At 61.3% G+C, this 16153-nt stretch carries 17 protein-coding genes; 16 read left to right on the top strand and 1 reads right to left on the bottom strand.

From position 1 onward, the window contains the following. Positions 1-35: 35 nt before the first annotated feature. From ACN9M3_RS21520 to ACN9M3_RS21445, 16 genes are all read left to right on the top strand, one after another. Positions 36-248 carry a hypothetical protein gene (locus tag ACN9M3_RS21520; protein WP_426318569.1) on the top strand — a complete coding sequence of 71 codons (213 nt, stop codon included), beginning with the start codon at positions 36-38 and terminating at the stop codon, positions 246-248. Between the two features lie 339 nt (positions 249-587). Continuing rightward, positions 588-905, top strand: a complete 318-nt coding sequence (gene flhD, locus ACN9M3_RS21515; RefSeq protein ID WP_055936061.1) for a flagellar transcriptional regulator FlhD — start codon at positions 588-590, stop codon at positions 903-905. An 11-nt stretch (positions 906-916) separates the two neighbouring features. Continuing rightward, complete coding sequence (flhC, locus tag ACN9M3_RS21510) at positions 917-1465, top strand: flagellar transcriptional regulator FlhC (RefSeq protein WP_426318568.1); 549 nt, start codon at positions 917-919, stop codon at positions 1463-1465. A 147-nt stretch (positions 1466-1612) separates the two neighbouring features. Further along, positions 1613-2365, top strand: a complete 753-nt coding sequence (locus ACN9M3_RS21505; RefSeq protein WP_426318567.1) for a class I SAM-dependent methyltransferase — start codon at positions 1613-1615, stop codon at positions 2363-2365. A 95-nt stretch (positions 2366-2460) separates the two neighbouring features. Then, positions 2461-3321 (top strand): flagellar motor stator protein MotA, encoded by an 861-nt coding sequence (motA, locus tag ACN9M3_RS21500; protein ID WP_055936071.1) that lies wholly within the window; start codon positions 2461-2463, stop codon positions 3319-3321. Between the two features lie 18 nt (positions 3322-3339). Further along, positions 3340-4290 (top strand): flagellar motor protein MotB, encoded by a 951-nt coding sequence (gene motB / locus ACN9M3_RS21495; protein WP_426162560.1) that lies wholly within the window; start codon positions 3340-3342, stop codon positions 4288-4290. A gap of 7 nt (positions 4291-4297) precedes the next feature. Next, positions 4298-4846 carry a chemotaxis protein gene (locus tag ACN9M3_RS21490; protein WP_130311381.1) on the top strand — a complete coding sequence of 183 codons (549 nt, stop codon included), beginning with the start codon at positions 4298-4300 and terminating at the stop codon, positions 4844-4846. 43 nt (positions 4847-4889) lie between these two features. Then, positions 4890-5255: a response regulator gene (locus tag ACN9M3_RS21485; protein ID WP_055936079.1), complete on the top strand. Its 366-nt coding sequence runs from the start codon at positions 4890-4892 to the stop codon at positions 5253-5255. Positions 5256-5269: 14 nt separating this feature from the next. Continuing rightward, a complete protein-coding gene (gene cheA / locus ACN9M3_RS21480) occupies positions 5270-7489 on the top strand; it encodes a chemotaxis protein CheA (protein WP_426318566.1) in 2220 nt (739 codons plus the stop codon). Beyond that, entirely contained in the window at positions 7486-7965 is a 480-nt protein-coding gene (locus ACN9M3_RS21475) for a chemotaxis protein CheW (protein WP_426318565.1), read from the top strand. Before cheA ends, ACN9M3_RS21475 begins: the two co-directional genes overlap by 4 nt. Before the next feature lie 45 nt (positions 7966-8010). Further along, complete coding sequence (locus tag ACN9M3_RS21470) at positions 8011-9714, top strand: methyl-accepting chemotaxis protein (protein ID WP_426162557.1); 1704 nt, start codon at positions 8011-8013, stop codon at positions 9712-9714. Positions 9715-9743: 29 nt separating this feature from the next. Further along, positions 9744-10592, top strand: coding sequence for a CheR family methyltransferase (locus tag ACN9M3_RS21465; protein ID WP_426162556.1), 849 nt, complete (start codon positions 9744-9746; stop codon positions 10590-10592). After that, positions 10573-11193, top strand: coding sequence for a chemoreceptor glutamine deamidase CheD (gene cheD, locus ACN9M3_RS21460; RefSeq protein WP_426318564.1), 621 nt, complete (start codon positions 10573-10575; stop codon positions 11191-11193). Before ACN9M3_RS21465 ends, cheD begins: the two co-directional genes overlap by 20 nt. Before the next feature lie 11 nt (positions 11194-11204). Continuing rightward, on the top strand, positions 11205-12284 hold the full coding sequence (locus tag ACN9M3_RS21455; protein WP_426162554.1) for a protein-glutamate methylesterase/protein-glutamine glutaminase: 1080 nt from the start codon (positions 11205-11207) through the stop codon (positions 12282-12284). A 121-nt stretch (positions 12285-12405) separates the two neighbouring features. Further along, positions 12406-12795 carry a chemotaxis response regulator CheY gene (cheY, locus tag ACN9M3_RS21450; protein WP_028104141.1) on the top strand — a complete coding sequence of 130 codons (390 nt, stop codon included), beginning with the start codon at positions 12406-12408 and terminating at the stop codon, positions 12793-12795. 76 nt (positions 12796-12871) lie between these two features. Continuing rightward, entirely contained in the window at positions 12872-14083 is a 1212-nt protein-coding gene (locus tag ACN9M3_RS21445) for an EAL and HDOD domain-containing protein (protein ID WP_426162553.1), read from the top strand. 103 nt (positions 14084-14186) lie between these two features. Here the strand turns inward: ACN9M3_RS21445 and ACN9M3_RS21440 are convergent, their stop codons facing one another. Next, positions 14187-16151 carry an LTA synthase family protein gene (locus ACN9M3_RS21440; RefSeq protein WP_426162552.1) on the bottom strand — a complete coding sequence of 655 codons (1965 nt, stop codon included), beginning with the start codon at positions 16149-16151 and terminating at the stop codon, positions 14187-14189. Positions 16152-16153 lie beyond the last annotated feature (2 nt).

The following is a 16153-nucleotide window of genomic DNA, read 5'->3' as shown; positions in this document are numbered from 1 at the left end:
AGACTTAAACAAAGTGAGATTGTAGCAACCTTTTCTTGGCCAAAACCGGTAAACCGGTGTCAGACCCGCAGGGTCTGACACCGATACGCGGCGGCCGCCAACCGGTTTGGTTGGCTAAGCCATTGATTTCAAAGGAACCAAAAAATTTTCAAAATTTTTTTCAAAAAAAACCTAAAGTTCCCCAAACCCCTGCCGTTACCGTTTTTAGAAGCCCGGTAAAAGGCTTGCTGTTCGGCATTTTGGAATGAGTGAAAAAATCTTAAAATTTTTTGCTCGGAACCCTAAAGTTCTCCAAAACCCTGCCGTTACCAGTTCAGATGTCGCAAAAAAGCACCACGCCGACATCGCATTTTTACCTTCGGCTCCTGCGTTTTGAGCGAGACCGAACGCCCCGCAAACCCACGCCAATACTGGCGTTGTCCCTCTATGGGCAGCCCTCTGTAGGACAAAATCCTACGGGGCGACTTCGTCTATTCCCGACCCAAAATACAGAGTGCCGCCTCTTTGCGCTTTATCGCGTCTCCAGCAGAATGTATCTCAACAGCAACGAAAATTGCGTTGCAAGCTGAAACTGACTGGAGATGGACATGACCGCAAACGACATGATGGCTGAAATCCGCGATGCGAACCTGAGCTACCTGATGCTGGCGCAGCAGATGATCCGCGCCGACAAAGTCACCGCGATCTTCCGCCTGGGCATTTCCGCCGACATCGCTGACCTGATCGAAGGCATGAGCAATGCCCAGATCCTGAAGCTGGCTGGCGGCAACATGATGCTGGCTCGCTTCCGCTTCGACGACAGCGCCATTCTCGGCATGCTGACCAACTACAACAAGGACCGTTCCCTGGCCCAGTCCCACGCCGCCATCCTGATGGCCGGCCAGGCTGTTGAAGAAATCGCTTAAGGAGCGACGCCATGAGCAAGAAGAGTGTGGTGACCGAAGCGCAGGAAATCCAGCTGGCCATCGAGCTGATCAACCTGGGGGCCCGCCTGCAACTGCTGGAAACCGAAGTGTCGCTGTCGCGCGAACGCCTGCTCAAGCTGTACAAGGAGCTGAAGGGCGTGTCGCCGCCGAAGGGCATGCTGCCTTTCTCGACCGACTGGTTCCTGACCTGGCAGCCGAACATCCACTCGTCGCTGTTCATGAACATCCATAACTTCCTGGTCGAGCACGCGGGCGCCACCGGCATCCATGCCGTGATGAAGGCTTACCAGCTCTACCTGGAGCAGATGCCGCCGGCTACCGGCGAAGAGCCGCTGCTCTCGCTGACCCGCGCCTGGACCCTGGTCAAGTTCGCAGGCAGCAATATGCTGCAGCTCAAGCCCTGCACTTGCTGCAAAGGCAAGTTCGTAGTCGACGCCATGGACCTGAACCGCGACTACAAGTGCGGCCTGTGCCATATGCCTTCGCGTGCCGGCAAGACCCGCAAGGCCAAGGATGCTGCCGAAGCGGTCGCTGCTTGATTGGGATGGTGTCAGACCCCGTGGGTCTGACAACGGGTTGCCGGTTTAGGTTTCGGTGCATACGCACACAAAACCGGTAAACCAGTGCCTGACCCGCAGGGTCAGGCACTGCAGTGCCAACGATGCTGGCCCGGGTATACTCCTGCAATGAATTTTAGAGTTCCAGCCTTCCAGGCGCTGCTGGTCCAGGCCGGCGCGCTGCTGCCGTGCGCCGCGCTGGCGGTTGCCCTTGATGCGCTCGGCCATGGGTTGACCTTGCTGCAAGCCGCGCTGCTGCAAGGTTTGCTGGCTGCCGGCATCAGCTGGAAGCTTGGCCTGGCGCGGTGGTGGCTGCCGATCCAGCTTCTATTTCCCGTCGCCCTGCTGGCCGGGCTCGCGCTGCAGCTGCCGCCCTGGCTGGCTGCCGCTGCCTTTCTTCTCTTGCTGGGCTGGTATTGGTCCACCTATCGCACCCAGGTCCCTTACTATCCATCGAATCCGGCAGTGTGGCGCGCCGTGCTGGCTGAGCTGCCGCAGGGCAGGGTGCTGCGCATGATCGATATCGGTAGCGGCCTCGGCGGCTTCGCCTTGCACCTGGCCGTTGCGCGGCCCGAATCGGAAGTTGTGGGAATTGAACTGGCGCCGGTGCCGTGGCTGGTGTCGCGTTTGCGGGCCGCGTTGTCCGGCAGCCGCGCGCGCTTCGTGCGTGGCGACTATGAACAGTTAAACTTTGCAAAATACGACCTGGTGTTCGCTTACCTGTCGCCGGCCGCCATGCCGGCCTTGTGGCGCAAGGCCCAGCGGGAGATGCGGGCCGGTAGTTTGCTTGCCAGTTATGAATTTGAAATTCCAGCTGCAAACGGCATCAAGACCATTCGCACCACAGAGGGTGGTCCGCTCCTTTATATAAGAGCATTTTAGAGGCAGTTTTCCTTGCCGCAGAGGCGTCTTCACGTTATTGTAGTTCCACTGTGGAATATTATTGCTTTTAACTAGCTATCGGGGAGTTCGCGCGCTTGTTAGTCATTGTCGGTTACCTCATCGTCCTTGGCTCCGTTTTTGGTGGTTTCGCGCTGTCCGGCGGCCATCTGGCGGCCCTGTTCCAACCTCTGGAACTGCTGATGATTGGCGGCGCTGCTGCGGGCGCTTTCTTTGTTGGCAATAACGGCAAGTCCATCAAGGCTACGCTGGCCGCGCTGCCGACGCTGTTCAAGGGTTCGCGCTATACCAAGGACTTGTACATGGAGCTGATGTCGCTCCTGTTCGACGTGCTGTCCAAGGTGCGCAAGGAAGGCCTGATGTCGATTGAAGGCGATATCGACAAGCCGGAAGACAGCCCGCTGTTCAGCAAATACCCGGCAGTGCTGGAAGACCACCATATCATCGAGTTCATGACCGACTATCTGCGCCTGATGGTGTCGGGGAATATGGATGCTTTCCAGATCGAGAACCTGATGGACAACGAGATCGACACCCACCACCAGGAGGGCCATGTGCCGGCCCATTGCATCGCCAAGCTGGGCGACGGCCTGCCGGCATTCGGTATCGTGGCGGCGGTGATGGGCGTGGTGCACACGATGGAATCGGTGGGCATCCCGCCGTCCGAGCTGGGCATGCTGATCGCGCACGCGCTGGTCGGTACTTTCCTCGGTATCTTGCTGGCCTACGGTTTCGTCGGCCCGCTGGCCAGCCTGCTGGAGCAGAAGCTGGAAGAGTCGACCAAGATGTTCCAGTGCGTAAAGGTCACGCTGCTGGCCAGCCTGAATGGTTATGCCCCGGCCCTGGCTGTGGAATTTGGCCGCAAGGTACTGTACTCTACCGAGCGCCCAAGCTTCTCCGAGCTGGAAGAACATATCAAGAAATCGAAGTCGAAGTAATGGAAGCGAGGACCTGCCATGGCTGAAGAAGGCCTGCGGCCCATTGTCGTCAAGAAGATCAAGAAAGGCGGTGGCGGCCACCACGGCGGCGCCTGGAAGATCGCTTACGCCGACTTCGTGACGGCGATGATGGCGTTCTTCCTGCTGATGTGGCTGCTCGGCTCGACGACCAAGGGCGACCTGAACGGTATTTCCGAATACTTCAAGACGCCGCTGAAGGTCGCCATGCAGGGCGGCTCGGGCAGCGGCGACAGTTCCTCGGTGATCCAGGGCGGCGGCTCGGACCTGTCGCGCCGTACCGGCCAGGTCAAGATGACCGACGATCCGGCCCAGAGCAAGACTTACAACCTGGATGCCGCCAAGAAGGCGCTCGAGGCGGAAGAGCGTTCGCGCCTGCAGGCCTTGCGTGCCCGTATCGAAATGACCATCGATACCAACGCCGAGCTCAAGAAGTTCAAGGAGCAACTCTTGCTGGACTTCACCAGCGAAGGCTTGCGCATCCAGATCGTCGACTTGCAGAACCGCCCCATGTTCAATGCCGGCAAGGCCGACTTGCAGCCGTATGCGCGCGAGATCCTGGAAGCCATCGCGCCGGCCCTGAACGACGTGCCGAACAAGATCGGCCTGTCCGGCCACACCGACTCCACGCCGTATTTCACCGAAACGGGGTACAGTAACTGGGAACTGTCGGCCGATCGTGCCAATGCTTCGCGCCGCGCGCTGCTGCATGGCGGACTGGCCGACAATAAGATCCTGCGCGTGGTGGGGCTGGCCAGCGCCGCCCACCTGGACCGCGCCGATCCTTTCAACCCGATCAATCGCCGCATCAGCATCATTGTGATGAACAAGAGGACCGAGGAGAATGTGCTGCGTGACGGCGGCAAATTGCAAGTCGGCCTCGATACCGAAGCTACGCAAGCCGCAGCGGCAGCGGCACCGGCAGCGGCAGCGCCGGCGGGGAAGAAATAGGGGCTTTATGACAAGAAAGAAAATCCTTGGCTCGCATGTGAAACGGCTGCTGTCCGGCGTGTCGGACCATGGCCGGCGCCACCTGACCGAAGTCGAGACCGACCTGCTGCAGACCAACCTGCTGCTGGAGGAGGCGATCGACAAGCTGACGCGCAACTTCATGGCGATCCATGAGGCGGTGAGCGCACAGCAGGCGACCATCGAGCTGCTGCTGCAAGGCGGCGATCCTTCGGCGGAAGACAAGGCGCGCCTGAAGGAAATGAACGAACAGGTAAGCGGCTACGTCAATGCAGCCATTACCAGCATGCAGTTCCAGGACATGACCAGCCAGCTGATCGACCGCACCCTGAAGCGTGTCACCGGCTTGCGCGAATTCCTTGGAACGCTGGGTGCGCACGGCGCCGAAGTGGTGCCGGAATCGGGCAGCGACGAGATCGTGGACCTGCTTAGCAAGGTCAGCATGGCGCTGGCGATCCAGAGCCTGGAGCTGCGCAGCGTGCTGCGCAAGGCGGTCAGCCAGAAGCACCTGGAAAGCGGCGACATCGAACTGTTCTGAATATAGATACGAATACAAAAATTTAACCAAGTGAGAAAAAAAGATGGCTAAAACAATTCTTGCAGTCGACGACTCCTCCTCGCTGCGCCAGATGGTGGCATTCAGCCTGAAGGCAGCGGGCTACCAGGTGGTGGAAGCAGTCGACGGACAGGATGGCCTGGAAAAGGCCAAGCTGCAAACCGTGGACCTGGTGCTGACCGACCAGAACATGCCGCGCATGGATGGCCTGCAACTGATCAAGCTGCTGCGCGAGCAGCCGTCCTATGCCAAGGTTCCCATCCTGATGCTGACCACCGAATCGTCCGACGAAATGAAGGCCAAGGGCCGCGCCGCCGGCGCGAATGGCTGGCTGGTCAAGCCTTTCGACCCGCAACGCTTGATTGAGGTAGTGAAGAAGGTCATTGGCTAATTAAGGGGTGTGGCATGACCATCGATATTAGCCAGTTCTACCAGGTCTTCTTCGATGAAGCGGAAGAACTGCTGGCTGAAATGGAGCGTCTGCTGCTGGGCGTGGACGTCGAGTCGCCCAGCGAAGAGGACTTGAACGCGATTTTCCGTACCGCGCACTCGGTGAAGGGCGGCGCGTCGACGTTCGGCGTGACCGACATGACCGAAGTCACGCACGTGCTGGAGACGCTGCTGGACCGCATCCGCAAGGGCGAGATGGCCTTGACGTCGACCCACGTCGACGCCTTCCTGGCCGCCAAGGACATCCTGAAGATGCAGCTGGACGGGCACCGCCTCGGCACGGCTGTCGACCAGGAAGCCGTGGGCGACGTGCGCATGATGCTGCAGGAGCTGGCGCAGGACGTGCACATCGAGGCGATGGCGCCGGTGGCGCCGGCCTTCAATGCGCAGGAATCGCAGGCGGTGGACCATAGCGGCGGCAAGCGCTTCCGCCTTGAACTGCCGCCGATGGTGCACCGGGAAGTGGAGGCGCTGGCAGCCGAACTTGGCCTGATGGGCCATGTGGAGCTGACGCCGCTCGATGCCGAGCGCCATGCCATGATCGTCACCACCCACGAATCGCTGGACGATATTGTCGCCATCTGCTCCTTCGTGATCGATGCCGACCAGATGAAGGTCAGCGAGCTGCCGGCCCTGAGCCCGACCCAGTCGGCGCGTGAGCAGGTCGAACGCGAACGCAAGGAGGCGGAGCAGGGCTACGGTTTCTTCGACCCGCTGCCGGCTGCTGGCGCCGCCGCGCCGTCGGCCGAGGGCGAAGGCTATGGCTTCTTCCAGCCGCTCGATGAAATCCGCTCCAACGCCTCCGGCGCCGCCGACGACGCGCGCGGCTATGGCTTCTTCCAGCCGCTGGAAGTGATCCGCGCCCAGGCCGGCATCAAGGACGCCCCGGCCGAAGCGGCCAAGCCGAGCGAAGAACAGGAAAAGAAAGCCGCCCGCAAGGAAGCGGAAAAGCAGGCCCACGCGCCGGCCGGCGGCGAATCGTCCTCGATCCGCGTGTCGGTGGAAAAGGTCGACCAGCTGATCAACCTGGTCGGCGAACTGGTGATCACGCAAGCGATGATCGAGCAGCGCGCCGGCTCGCTGGATCCGGTGCTGCATGAAAAACTGATGAGCGGCATTTCCCAGCTCACCCGCAACACGCGCGACCTGCAGGAATCGGTGATGTCGATCCGCATGATGCCGATGGACTTCGTGTTCTCGCGCTTCCCGCGCATGGTGCGCGACCTGGCCACCAAGCTTGGCAAGAAAGTGGAATTCGTCACCAGCGGCGCCGCCACGGAACTGGACAAGGGCCTGATCGAACGCATCGTCGACCCGCTGACCCACCTGGTGCGCAACTCGATCGACCACGGCATTGAAATGCCGGACGTGCGCAAGGCGGCCGGCAAGTCCGAGACGGGTCGCCTGTTCCTGTCCGCCTCGCACCAGGGCGGCAGCATCATCATTGAAGTGTCGGACGATGGCGGCGGCTTGAACCGCGATAAGATCCTGGCAAAAGCCCGCCAGAACGGCTTGCCGCTGTCCGATAACATGAGCGACACCGACGTGTGGCAGCTGATCTTCGCGCCGGGCTTCTCGACCGCAGAAACCGTGACCGACGTGTCGGGCCGCGGCGTCGGCATGGACGTGGTCAAGCGCAATATCACCGCCATGGGCGGTACCGTCGACATCCGCTCGGCCAAGGGCTTCGGCACCACCATCTCGATTTCCCTGCCGCTGACGCTGGCCATCCTGGACGGCATGCTGATCCAGACAGGCGACGAGGTGTACATCCTGCCGCTCGGCTTCGTGCTCGAATCGCTGCAGCCGGCGCCGGAAGACGTGAAGGAAATCAGCGGCAAGGGCCGCGTCATCAAGGTGCGCGGCGAATACCTGCCCCTGATCCCGCTGTACCAGATTTTCGACATTGCACCGCGCTTTACCGATCCGACCCAGGGCATCCTGGTGATCGTGGAAACCGAAGGCAAGAAAGCCTGCCTGTTCGTGGACGAACTGGTGGGGCAGCAGCAGGTCGTGGTCAAGAACCTGGAATCGAATTACCGCAAGGTGACCGGAATTTCCGGTGCCACCATCCTCGGCGACGGAGGCGTGTCGCTGATCCTGGACGTGACGGCGCTGGTCCGTTCGTCGCGCCAGCTGGTTGACGAATCAAACTTTGTGAAGGAAGAACCATGAACGACGCAGCAAGCGCCGGTACAGCCGTCCAGGAGTTCCTGGCTTTCAAGCTGGGCTCCGAAGAATACGGCATCGATATCCTGAAAGTGCAGGAGATCCGCGGCTACGAAGCGGTGACCCGCATCGCCAATGCGCCCGAGTTCATCAAGGGCGTGATCAACCTGCGCGGCATCATCATTCCGGTGGTGGACATGCGCATCAAATTCAAGCTGGGCGAGCCTGTGTACGACCAGTTCACCGTGGTCATCATCCTGAACATCAATGGCCGCGTGGTAGGCATGGTGGTCGATTCGGTATCGGACGTGACGTCGCTGACGGAAGACCAGATCAAGCCTGCGCCGGACATGGGCACCGCCTTCAGCTCGGAATACATGATTGGCCTGGGCACTATCGACGAGCGCATGCTGATCCTGGTCGACATCCAGCGCCTGATGTCCAGCCCTGAAATGGGCTTGAGCGAAAAGCTCGCGGCGTAAAGCATAAAAATACAGATCCAAAAGGACACGAGGGGAGAGAGAAAAATGAATGTGCGCGAATACAAGATAGGGACACGGCTTGGTTTCGGTTTCGGGATCATTTTGCTGATCCTGGTGGGCACCGTGCTGCTGACCAATGTGCTGAACTACCGTAACAAGTCGGCCCTGATGACGGGCCTGGACCTGGCCGGCGCCAAGGAATCGCAGGCGCAGTCGATGAAGAGCGCGATGCTGGAAACCGGCATCGCCATGCGCAATATCGGCCTGCAGTCGGACGTCAGCCTGATGCAGAAGGAAGAAGAGAAGGTCAAGGCCAACCGCGCCCGCTACGATGCGGCGCGCACCAAGCTGCAAAGCCTTGGCCTGAACGACGCCGAGAAGAAGGTGGTGAACGACATCTCCGCCTTGCAGACTGACGTCGACGCAGCCTTCAAGGAAGCCATGGGCCAGATCATGGCCTTCAACGCCGAAGGCGCGGCGAAAGTGATTGCCGGCCGCATCGACCCGCTGCAGCAGCAGACCCTGGCCTCGCTGAACAAGCTGGTGGACCTGCAGCAGGCGGCGGTTGCCGACTTCAAGGAAAGCTCCAACAAGGCCGATCGCAACCTGACGATGTGGATGGTGGTGCTGGCGGCGGTGGCCGTTGGCGTGGGCATCCTGTGCGCACTGGTGATTACCAAGTCAATTACCCGTCCGCTGTCGGGCGCGGTGGAAGTGGCGCAGAAAGTGGCCGCCGGCGAACTGACTTCGCAAGTGACGGTGGAAGGCAAGGATGAAACCTCGGAACTGCTGCAGGCGCTGAAGGACATGAACGAAAGCCTGGCCAAGACGGTTGGCCAGGTGCGCGCTTCGACCGAAACCATCACAACCGCCTCGCAGGAAATCGCGACCGGCAATGCCGACCTGTCGGCCCGCACCGAATCGCAGGCCTCCTCGCTGGAGGAAACCGCGGCATCGATGGAAAACCTGACTTCCACCGTGAAGCAGAACGCCGACAATGCACGCCAGGCCAACCAGCTGGCGGTGTCGGCATCGTCGGTGGCGGAGAAGGGCGGCCAGGTGGTGTCGCAGGTGGTCGACACCATGGGCTCGATCAAGCAATCGTCGACCAAGATCGTGGACATCATCGGCGTGATCGACGGCATTGCGTTCCAGACCAATATCCTGGCGCTGAACGCCGCCGTGGAAGCGGCGCGCGCCGGCGAACAGGGCCGCGGCTTTGCCGTGGTGGCATCGGAAGTGCGCAACCTGGCGCAACGCTCGGCCGCGGCAGCCAAGGAAATCAAGGCCCTGATCGACGACTCGGTCGACAAGGTCGACGCGGGCGGCCGCCTGGTCGATGAAGCCGGCCAGACCATGGGCCTGATCGTGACCTCGATCAAGCAGGTGGCCGACATCATGGGCGAGATCACCGCCGCCACCCTGGAGCAGAGCCACGGCATCGAGGAAGTCAATGCCGCCATCGGCCAGATGGACGAAATGACGCAGCAGAATGCCGCGCTGGTGGAAGAAGCGGCCGCCGCCGCCGAATCGATGCAGGACCAGGCCAACAACCTGGCGCAGGCGGTGTCGATCTTCAAGCTGGCAGGCGACGAATTCGCCAAGCGCGCGGCCGCGGCGCCGCGCAAGGCCAAGCCGGCGGCGCCGCCACGCAGCACGGCGGTCGTGCCGGCCGCCCCGGCCGCGCAGGCGCCGAAGAAGAAACTTGCTGCGGCCGCCCCATCCGGCGACGACTGGGAAGAGTTTTAATGTCCATGTAACCGCGGAGAACAGCAAAAATGGCGCTGACCAAAGAGACCGTGAAAGAGTTTGATTTCAACGGCAAGGATTTTGAACGGGTCCGCGCAATGATCTACAAGCGGGCCGGCATTGCGCTGGCCGACTCCAAGCAGGAGATGGTGTACAGCCGCCTGGCGCGGCGCTTGCGCGCCACCGGCATCAACAGTTTCGTGCGCTACCTAGACGACCTGGAAGCAGGTCGCCTGGGCAACGGCGAGTGGGAAGCGTTCACCAATGCGCTGACCACCAACCTGACGTCGTTCTTCCGCGAAGCGCACCACTTCCCCCTGCTGGCCGAGCACGTGAAGGCCAAGCGCGGGGAGACGATCAATATCTGGTGCTCCGCCAGCTCCACCGGCGAAGAACCGTATTCGATTGCCATCACCTGCTGCGAAGCGTTCAATACGCTGACGCCGCCGGTGCACATCCTGGCCACCGATATCGACACCAACGTGCTGGCCACGGCCGCCAACGGCGTCTATCCGATGGAACGCATCGACAAGCTGTCGCCCGAGCAGCAGCGCCGTTTTTTCCTGAAAGGGCGCGGCGCCAACGAAGGCATGGCGCGCGTGCGCCAGGAACTGCGCTCGCTGATCACCTACCGGCAAGTCAACCTGCTGGACGAAAAATGGGATATCCGTCCCGGTTTCGACGTGATTTTCTGCCGCAACGTGATGATTTACTTCGACAAGGCGACCCAGCGCAAGATCCTGTCGCGCTTTGTTCCCTTGATGAAGCCGGATGCGCTGCTGTTTGCCGGCCACTCCGAGAACTTCCTTTACGTGTCGGACGCTTTGAAGTTGCGCGGCAAGACTGTCTACGAGCTCGATGAGCGCAAGAGGGCATGACATGGATAAAGAACAATTCGCGACCAATGTCTATTACGACAGGACCTTCGACTGCGACGCGGCCAAGATCCTGCCGGGCGAGTACTACTACACCAACAAGGACATGCTGATCGTGACCGTGCTCGGCTCCTGCGTGTCGGCCTGCATCCGCGACCGCCTGACGGGCCTGGGCGGCATGAACCACTTCATGCTGCCGGATGGCGGCGCCGACCAGAGCAGCCCGGTGTCGGCCTCGGCCCGCTATGGCACGTATGCGATGGAAGTGCTGATCAACGACTTGCTCAAGTCCGGCGCCCGGCGCGACAATCTGGAAGCCAAAGTGTTCGGCGGCGGCGCCGTGCTGAAAGGCTTCACCGCGATCAATGTCGGCGAACGCAATGCCGCCTTCGTGCAGAACTTCCTGAAGAACGAGAAGATCCGCATCGTGGCCGAGGACCTGCTGGACATCTACCCGCGCAAGGTGTACTTCTTCCCCAAGACTGGCAAGGTGCTGGTCAAGAAACTGATGCAAACCCATAACGACACCCTGGCGCAGCGTGAGAACGATTACGCCAACCGCCTCAAGTCGAAACCGGTGGTGGGCGAGGTCGAGCTGTTCTGAGAGATATAAAAATGAACAAGATCAAAGTCCTGATTTGCGACGACTCGGCGCTGATCCGCAGTGTGATGAGCGAGATCATCAAGGGCCAGCCGGACATGGAAGTGGTGGGCGTGGCGCCCGATCCGCTGGTGGCGCGCGAGCTGATCAAGCAGACCAACCCGGACGTGCTGACGCTGGACGTCGAAATGCCGAAGATGGACGGCCTCGACTTCCTCGAGCGCCTGATGCGCCTGCGCCCGATGCCGGTGGTGATGGTCTCCTCGCTGACCGAACGCGGCTCCGAAATCACCTTGCGCGCGCTGGAACTGGGCGCCGTGGATTTCGTCACCAAGCCCAAGATCTCGATCCAGTCCGGCATGCGCGAATACGCCGACCTGATCTCCGAGAAGATTCGCGCCGCCTCCAAGGCCCGGGTACGCGCCCGCACCCTGCCGGCCGCCGGGACGGCAGGCGAGGGCGGCACGCCGCTGCCGCAACTACGGAACCCACTGATGTCTTCGGAAAAACTGATCATTGTCGGCGCATCGACCGGCGGCACGGAAGCCATCCGCGAGTTCCTGATGCAGATGCCGTCGGACTGCCCGGGCATCCTGATCACCCAGCACATGCCGGAAGGCTTCACCAAATCGTTTGCCAAGCGCCTCGATTCGCTGTGCAAGATCTCCGTGATGGAAGCGCAGGGCAACGAGCGCGTACTGCCGGGCCATGCCTACATCGCGCCCGGCCACTCGCACCTGCTGCTGACCCGCTCCGGCGCCAATTACATGACCAGGCTGGACCAGGGTGAGCCGGTCAACCGCCATCGCCCTTCGGTCGACGTACTGTTCCGCTCGGCGGCCCAGAATGCGGGCAAGAACGCGGTCGGCGTGATCCTGACGGGCATGGGCAAGGACGGCGCGGCAGGCATGCTGGAGATGAAGAACGCCGGAGCGTATAATTTCGCGCAGGACGAAGCTAGCTGCGTGGTGTTCGGCATGCCGCGCGAAGCGATTGCCGTTGGTGCAACGCACGAAGTTGGAGCCTTGCAGGCGCTGCCCGGCATGGTATTGGGTTATCTTGCGCAGCATGGCTCGCGTGCATTGCGCGTTTGACACGTGATTGACAGTTTTGGGGTAGTTAGTTCGCCTTGGAGCAACGAAAATGCTATCCTACAACTTGCTGGGTACACCACTTTAATTAATAACCGCGTAAGTAGAAACAACGGAGCAATTCATGGCTGATCCAAAGATGAAATTTTTGGTTGTTGACGATTTCTCCACGATGCGTCGCATCGTGCGAAATCTCTTGAAGGAACTGGGTTATGCCAACGTGGACGAGGCAGAAGACGGCGTGATGGCGCTGGCTAAACTGCGCGCGGAGCAATTCGACTTCGTGGTGTCCGACTGGAATATGCCGAACATGGATGGCCTGACCATGCTGCAGAACATCCGTGCCGACCCCGCATTGGCCAAGCTGCCGGTGCTGATGGTGACCGCCGAAGCCAAAAAGGAAAACATCATCGCGGCTGCGCAGGCAGGCGCCAACGGCTACGTGGTGAAGCCATTCACCGCCGCCACCCTGGATGAAAAGCTGAACAAGATTTTCGAAAAGCTCGGCGCTTGATCGCAGCTTTACAAGTAATGCGCGGCGGCGGCCCTGGCCGTCGCCGTTCCCTCCTGAGTCAAGCATAAGACCACGTATGCATCAGACACATTTCCTGGTTCGTGAACCCCTGCTCGATCCCGAGCAGCGCGTGGTCGGCTACGAACTTACATGGCAGCAGGAAGCTGCTGCCCATGTCCCCACCCTGGAAGAGCTCGAAGGCCTGGTCGGCTTCGTCGCCAGCCAGGTGAACCACCCTGAACACGGCTGGCTGCTCAAGCAGAAAACCCTGTTCCTGCAGGCTGTGCCCGGCATGCTGTCGACCGATTCGATGTTCGACCTGCCGCCCGAGCACACCGTGCTGTCGCTGAAAACTTCCGAACTGGCCAATCCGACCACGCTGGCTGCGGTGCAGGGCTTGCGTGCCGGCGGCGTCGGCATCCTGCTGCGCGAAGCCGACCTGGCGCGCGTGGGCAGCCGCCTGGGCACCATTTGTTCGTACGTCGAAGTACGCTTTACCGGGGCCGATGTGGCCGCGCAGGCGCGCGCCTATTCGCTGCTGAAGACATCCAGTATCCGCATGGTGGGCCGTCCGGTCACCACCTGGGCCGATTTCGACGCCTGCGCCGCCCTCGGGCTGGACGCCTTTGTCGGCAAGCTGCACCTGACGCCGCGTCCGGGCAGCGAAGGGCAGGGGCTGAATCCCTCGCAAACCATTATCCTGCAGCTGATGCAGATGGTGAACGCCAATGCCGACGTGGCGCAGCTGGAAAGCGTGTTGAAGCGCGATGCTGCCCTGTCGTACAAGCTGCTGAAGTACATCAACTCGGCCGGCTTCGGCGCCGGGCGTGAAGTGCAGTCGCTGAAACAGGCCATCCAGCTGCTGGGCTACCAGCCGATGTACCGCTGGCTGACCCTGCTGCTGGCAACCGCTTCCACCTCCGGCTTCTCGCCGGTGCTGCTGGAAACTGCCGTGGTGCGCGGCCGCCTGGCTGAATTGCTGGGCCAGAAAGCGCTGGGCAAGGCCGATGCGGAGAATATCTTCGTGGCCGGCATGTTCTCGCTGCTGGACCGCCTGCTGGGCATCCCGATGAAGGATGTGCTGCAAGAGATCCAGTTGAATGACGAAGTGGTGAAGGCGCTGCTCACGCGCGGCGGCAAATACGGCCCGTTCCTGGCGTTGGCCGAGGCCTGCGAACTGAATTCGAACCTGGTCAGCTCGCTGGCCGATTCGCTGTCCCTGTCGCCGGAAGACGTCAACAAGGCCCACCTGTCGGCCCTGGCCTGGACCCAGAACGTCACCACCTGATCATCCCGGCGCCCGCTGGCGGGCGCGTCCCTCGATACGATCCATGCAACGAGGGGCAAGCTGTTGCTTGCCCCTCGTTGTCTTGCTTGCTACCTGTTTGTGCTTATTTGGCCAGGCGGTAGCGCTGTTCGCGGTAGAGCAGCGAAGGTGCGATCACGTGCGCCATTGCCTGCTCGAATTGGGCTTGCGTCGGCCTGGTCTCGTTCAGCTGCAACTCGCCTTTGGCAAAGTCGTAACGGCCAATCAGCGGCTCCTGGCTCGGACGCAGGATGGTCGCGGTATCGCCTTCGAGCCAGGTGAAGTAATTATCGAACTGCATGATCGCGCGGCCCGGCGTGGTGCTGTCCTTGACGAAGTCGCGCCCGATCATCGGGTGGGTGCTCGAGACGCCGATCATCGACAGCAGGGTAGGGCCCAGGTCGATCTGGCTAGCCAGGGTGGTGATGCGCTTTGGCGCCACGTCCGCGCCCAGGATCAGGCCCGGGATGTGGAACTTCTTGATCGGCATCAGGCTGTTGCCGTACACGCGGTTGTCATGGTCGGCCACGATCAGGAACACCGTATCTTTCCAGTAGTCCTGCTTCTTCGCCTCCGCAATGAATTTGCCCAGTGCGTAGTCGGCGTATTTGACGGCGTTGTTGACGGTTTGCTTGGCCGGGTCGTGCAGCTCGATCTTCCCATCCGGGAATTCAAATGGCTCGTGGTTGGAGGAGCTGAAGATCAGGCTGAAGAACGGCTTGTTCTGCGCGTGCAGGTGCTTGAGCCGCTCCAGTGATTTGTCGAACAGGTCTTCATCGGATGCGCCCCAGCTGCCGACGAACTTGGGCTGCATTTCGCTGCGGTCCACCACGTTCTGGAAGCCGTTGCCGGTGAAGAAGCTGCGCATATTGTCGAAGTGCGCTTCGCCGCCATACACGAATTCGGTGTGGTAGCCCTGCTTGCCCAGGCCCAGCGCCAGGGTATAGAAGTTCTGCTGCGCCAGCGAGAGCTTGACGACGCTGCGCGCCGGCGTCGGCGCATAGCCCGCGACCACCGCCTCGATGCCGCGCACGGAACGGGTGCCGGTGGCGTACAGCTGCTCGAACCACCAGCCTTCATTCTTCAGTTTTTCCAACTCCGGCGTGACGGGCAGGCCGCCCAGCGATTGCACGAAGGTGGCGCCCAGGCTTTCCTCCAGCACGATCACCAGGTTGAGCGGCTTGGCGCGCTGGATGGCGGCTTGCTGCGCATGCAGGGTGGGCAGCTCCGGCTGCGTGAACTGGTAGTCGTGCAGCCATGGTGCGGACGTCACGATCGGGAAGACCTTCTCGCGCGGGAATTTGCCGTAGATTTCCGATGAGTTGGCTTCCTTGCGCATCGAGGTGATCGCATCGATCACCGACCACGGCGAGTTGATGATCAGCGAGTTCACCATGGCGTCGCCGGTCAGCGCGAACGTGGCCGGATTGGCGGGGCGGTGCTCCGTGGTGGAGCGGATCTGGAAGCCCACCAGCAGCACCAGCAGCGGCCAGGTCAGCAGCACCAGCTTGGGCGACCACATTCCGGTGCCGGCGGAAGCCGACTTCAGCATGCGGAATACCAGCACGGTCAGCAGGGCGGTACCGCCGATGCCAAGAATGACCGCCAGGCGGAAGCCGTTCCACAGGGTGGCGGCGACTTCCTTTGGATAGGACAGGTATTCGATGAACAGGCGGTTGGGCCTGAAATCGTACTGCATGATGAACTGCGGCGTGGACAGTTCCATGAAGATGATGAACAGCAGCGCCAGGCCGGCCCAGGTGACGCTGAACAGCTGCCACGCGCGCGCCGAATAGCGCTGGGCCAGGAAGGGCGCCAGCACGACTGGCAGCGCCAGCAGGTAGCCGAGCAGGATCAGGTCGGCGCGCACGCCTTGCACCAGGATTTCGCCCAGGATGCCGGTGGCGCTGACGCGCTCCCACTGCCAGGCCACCAGGCCAATGCGCGACAGCGACAGGATCACCAGGCCGGCGAACACCATCTGCACCAGGGTGGCGTAAGGACCTGCCCATTGGGTCAGGCGCGCGAGGCGGGCTGCAGTCCGGTTCATAT

Source organism: Pseudoduganella sp. R-43 (genome assembly GCF_049913255.1).
GTDB lineage: Bacteria > Pseudomonadota > Gammaproteobacteria > Burkholderiales > Burkholderiaceae_D > Rugamonas.
Note: the sequence above shows the minus strand (reverse complement) of the source record. Positions and strands in the feature narration are given on the sequence as shown.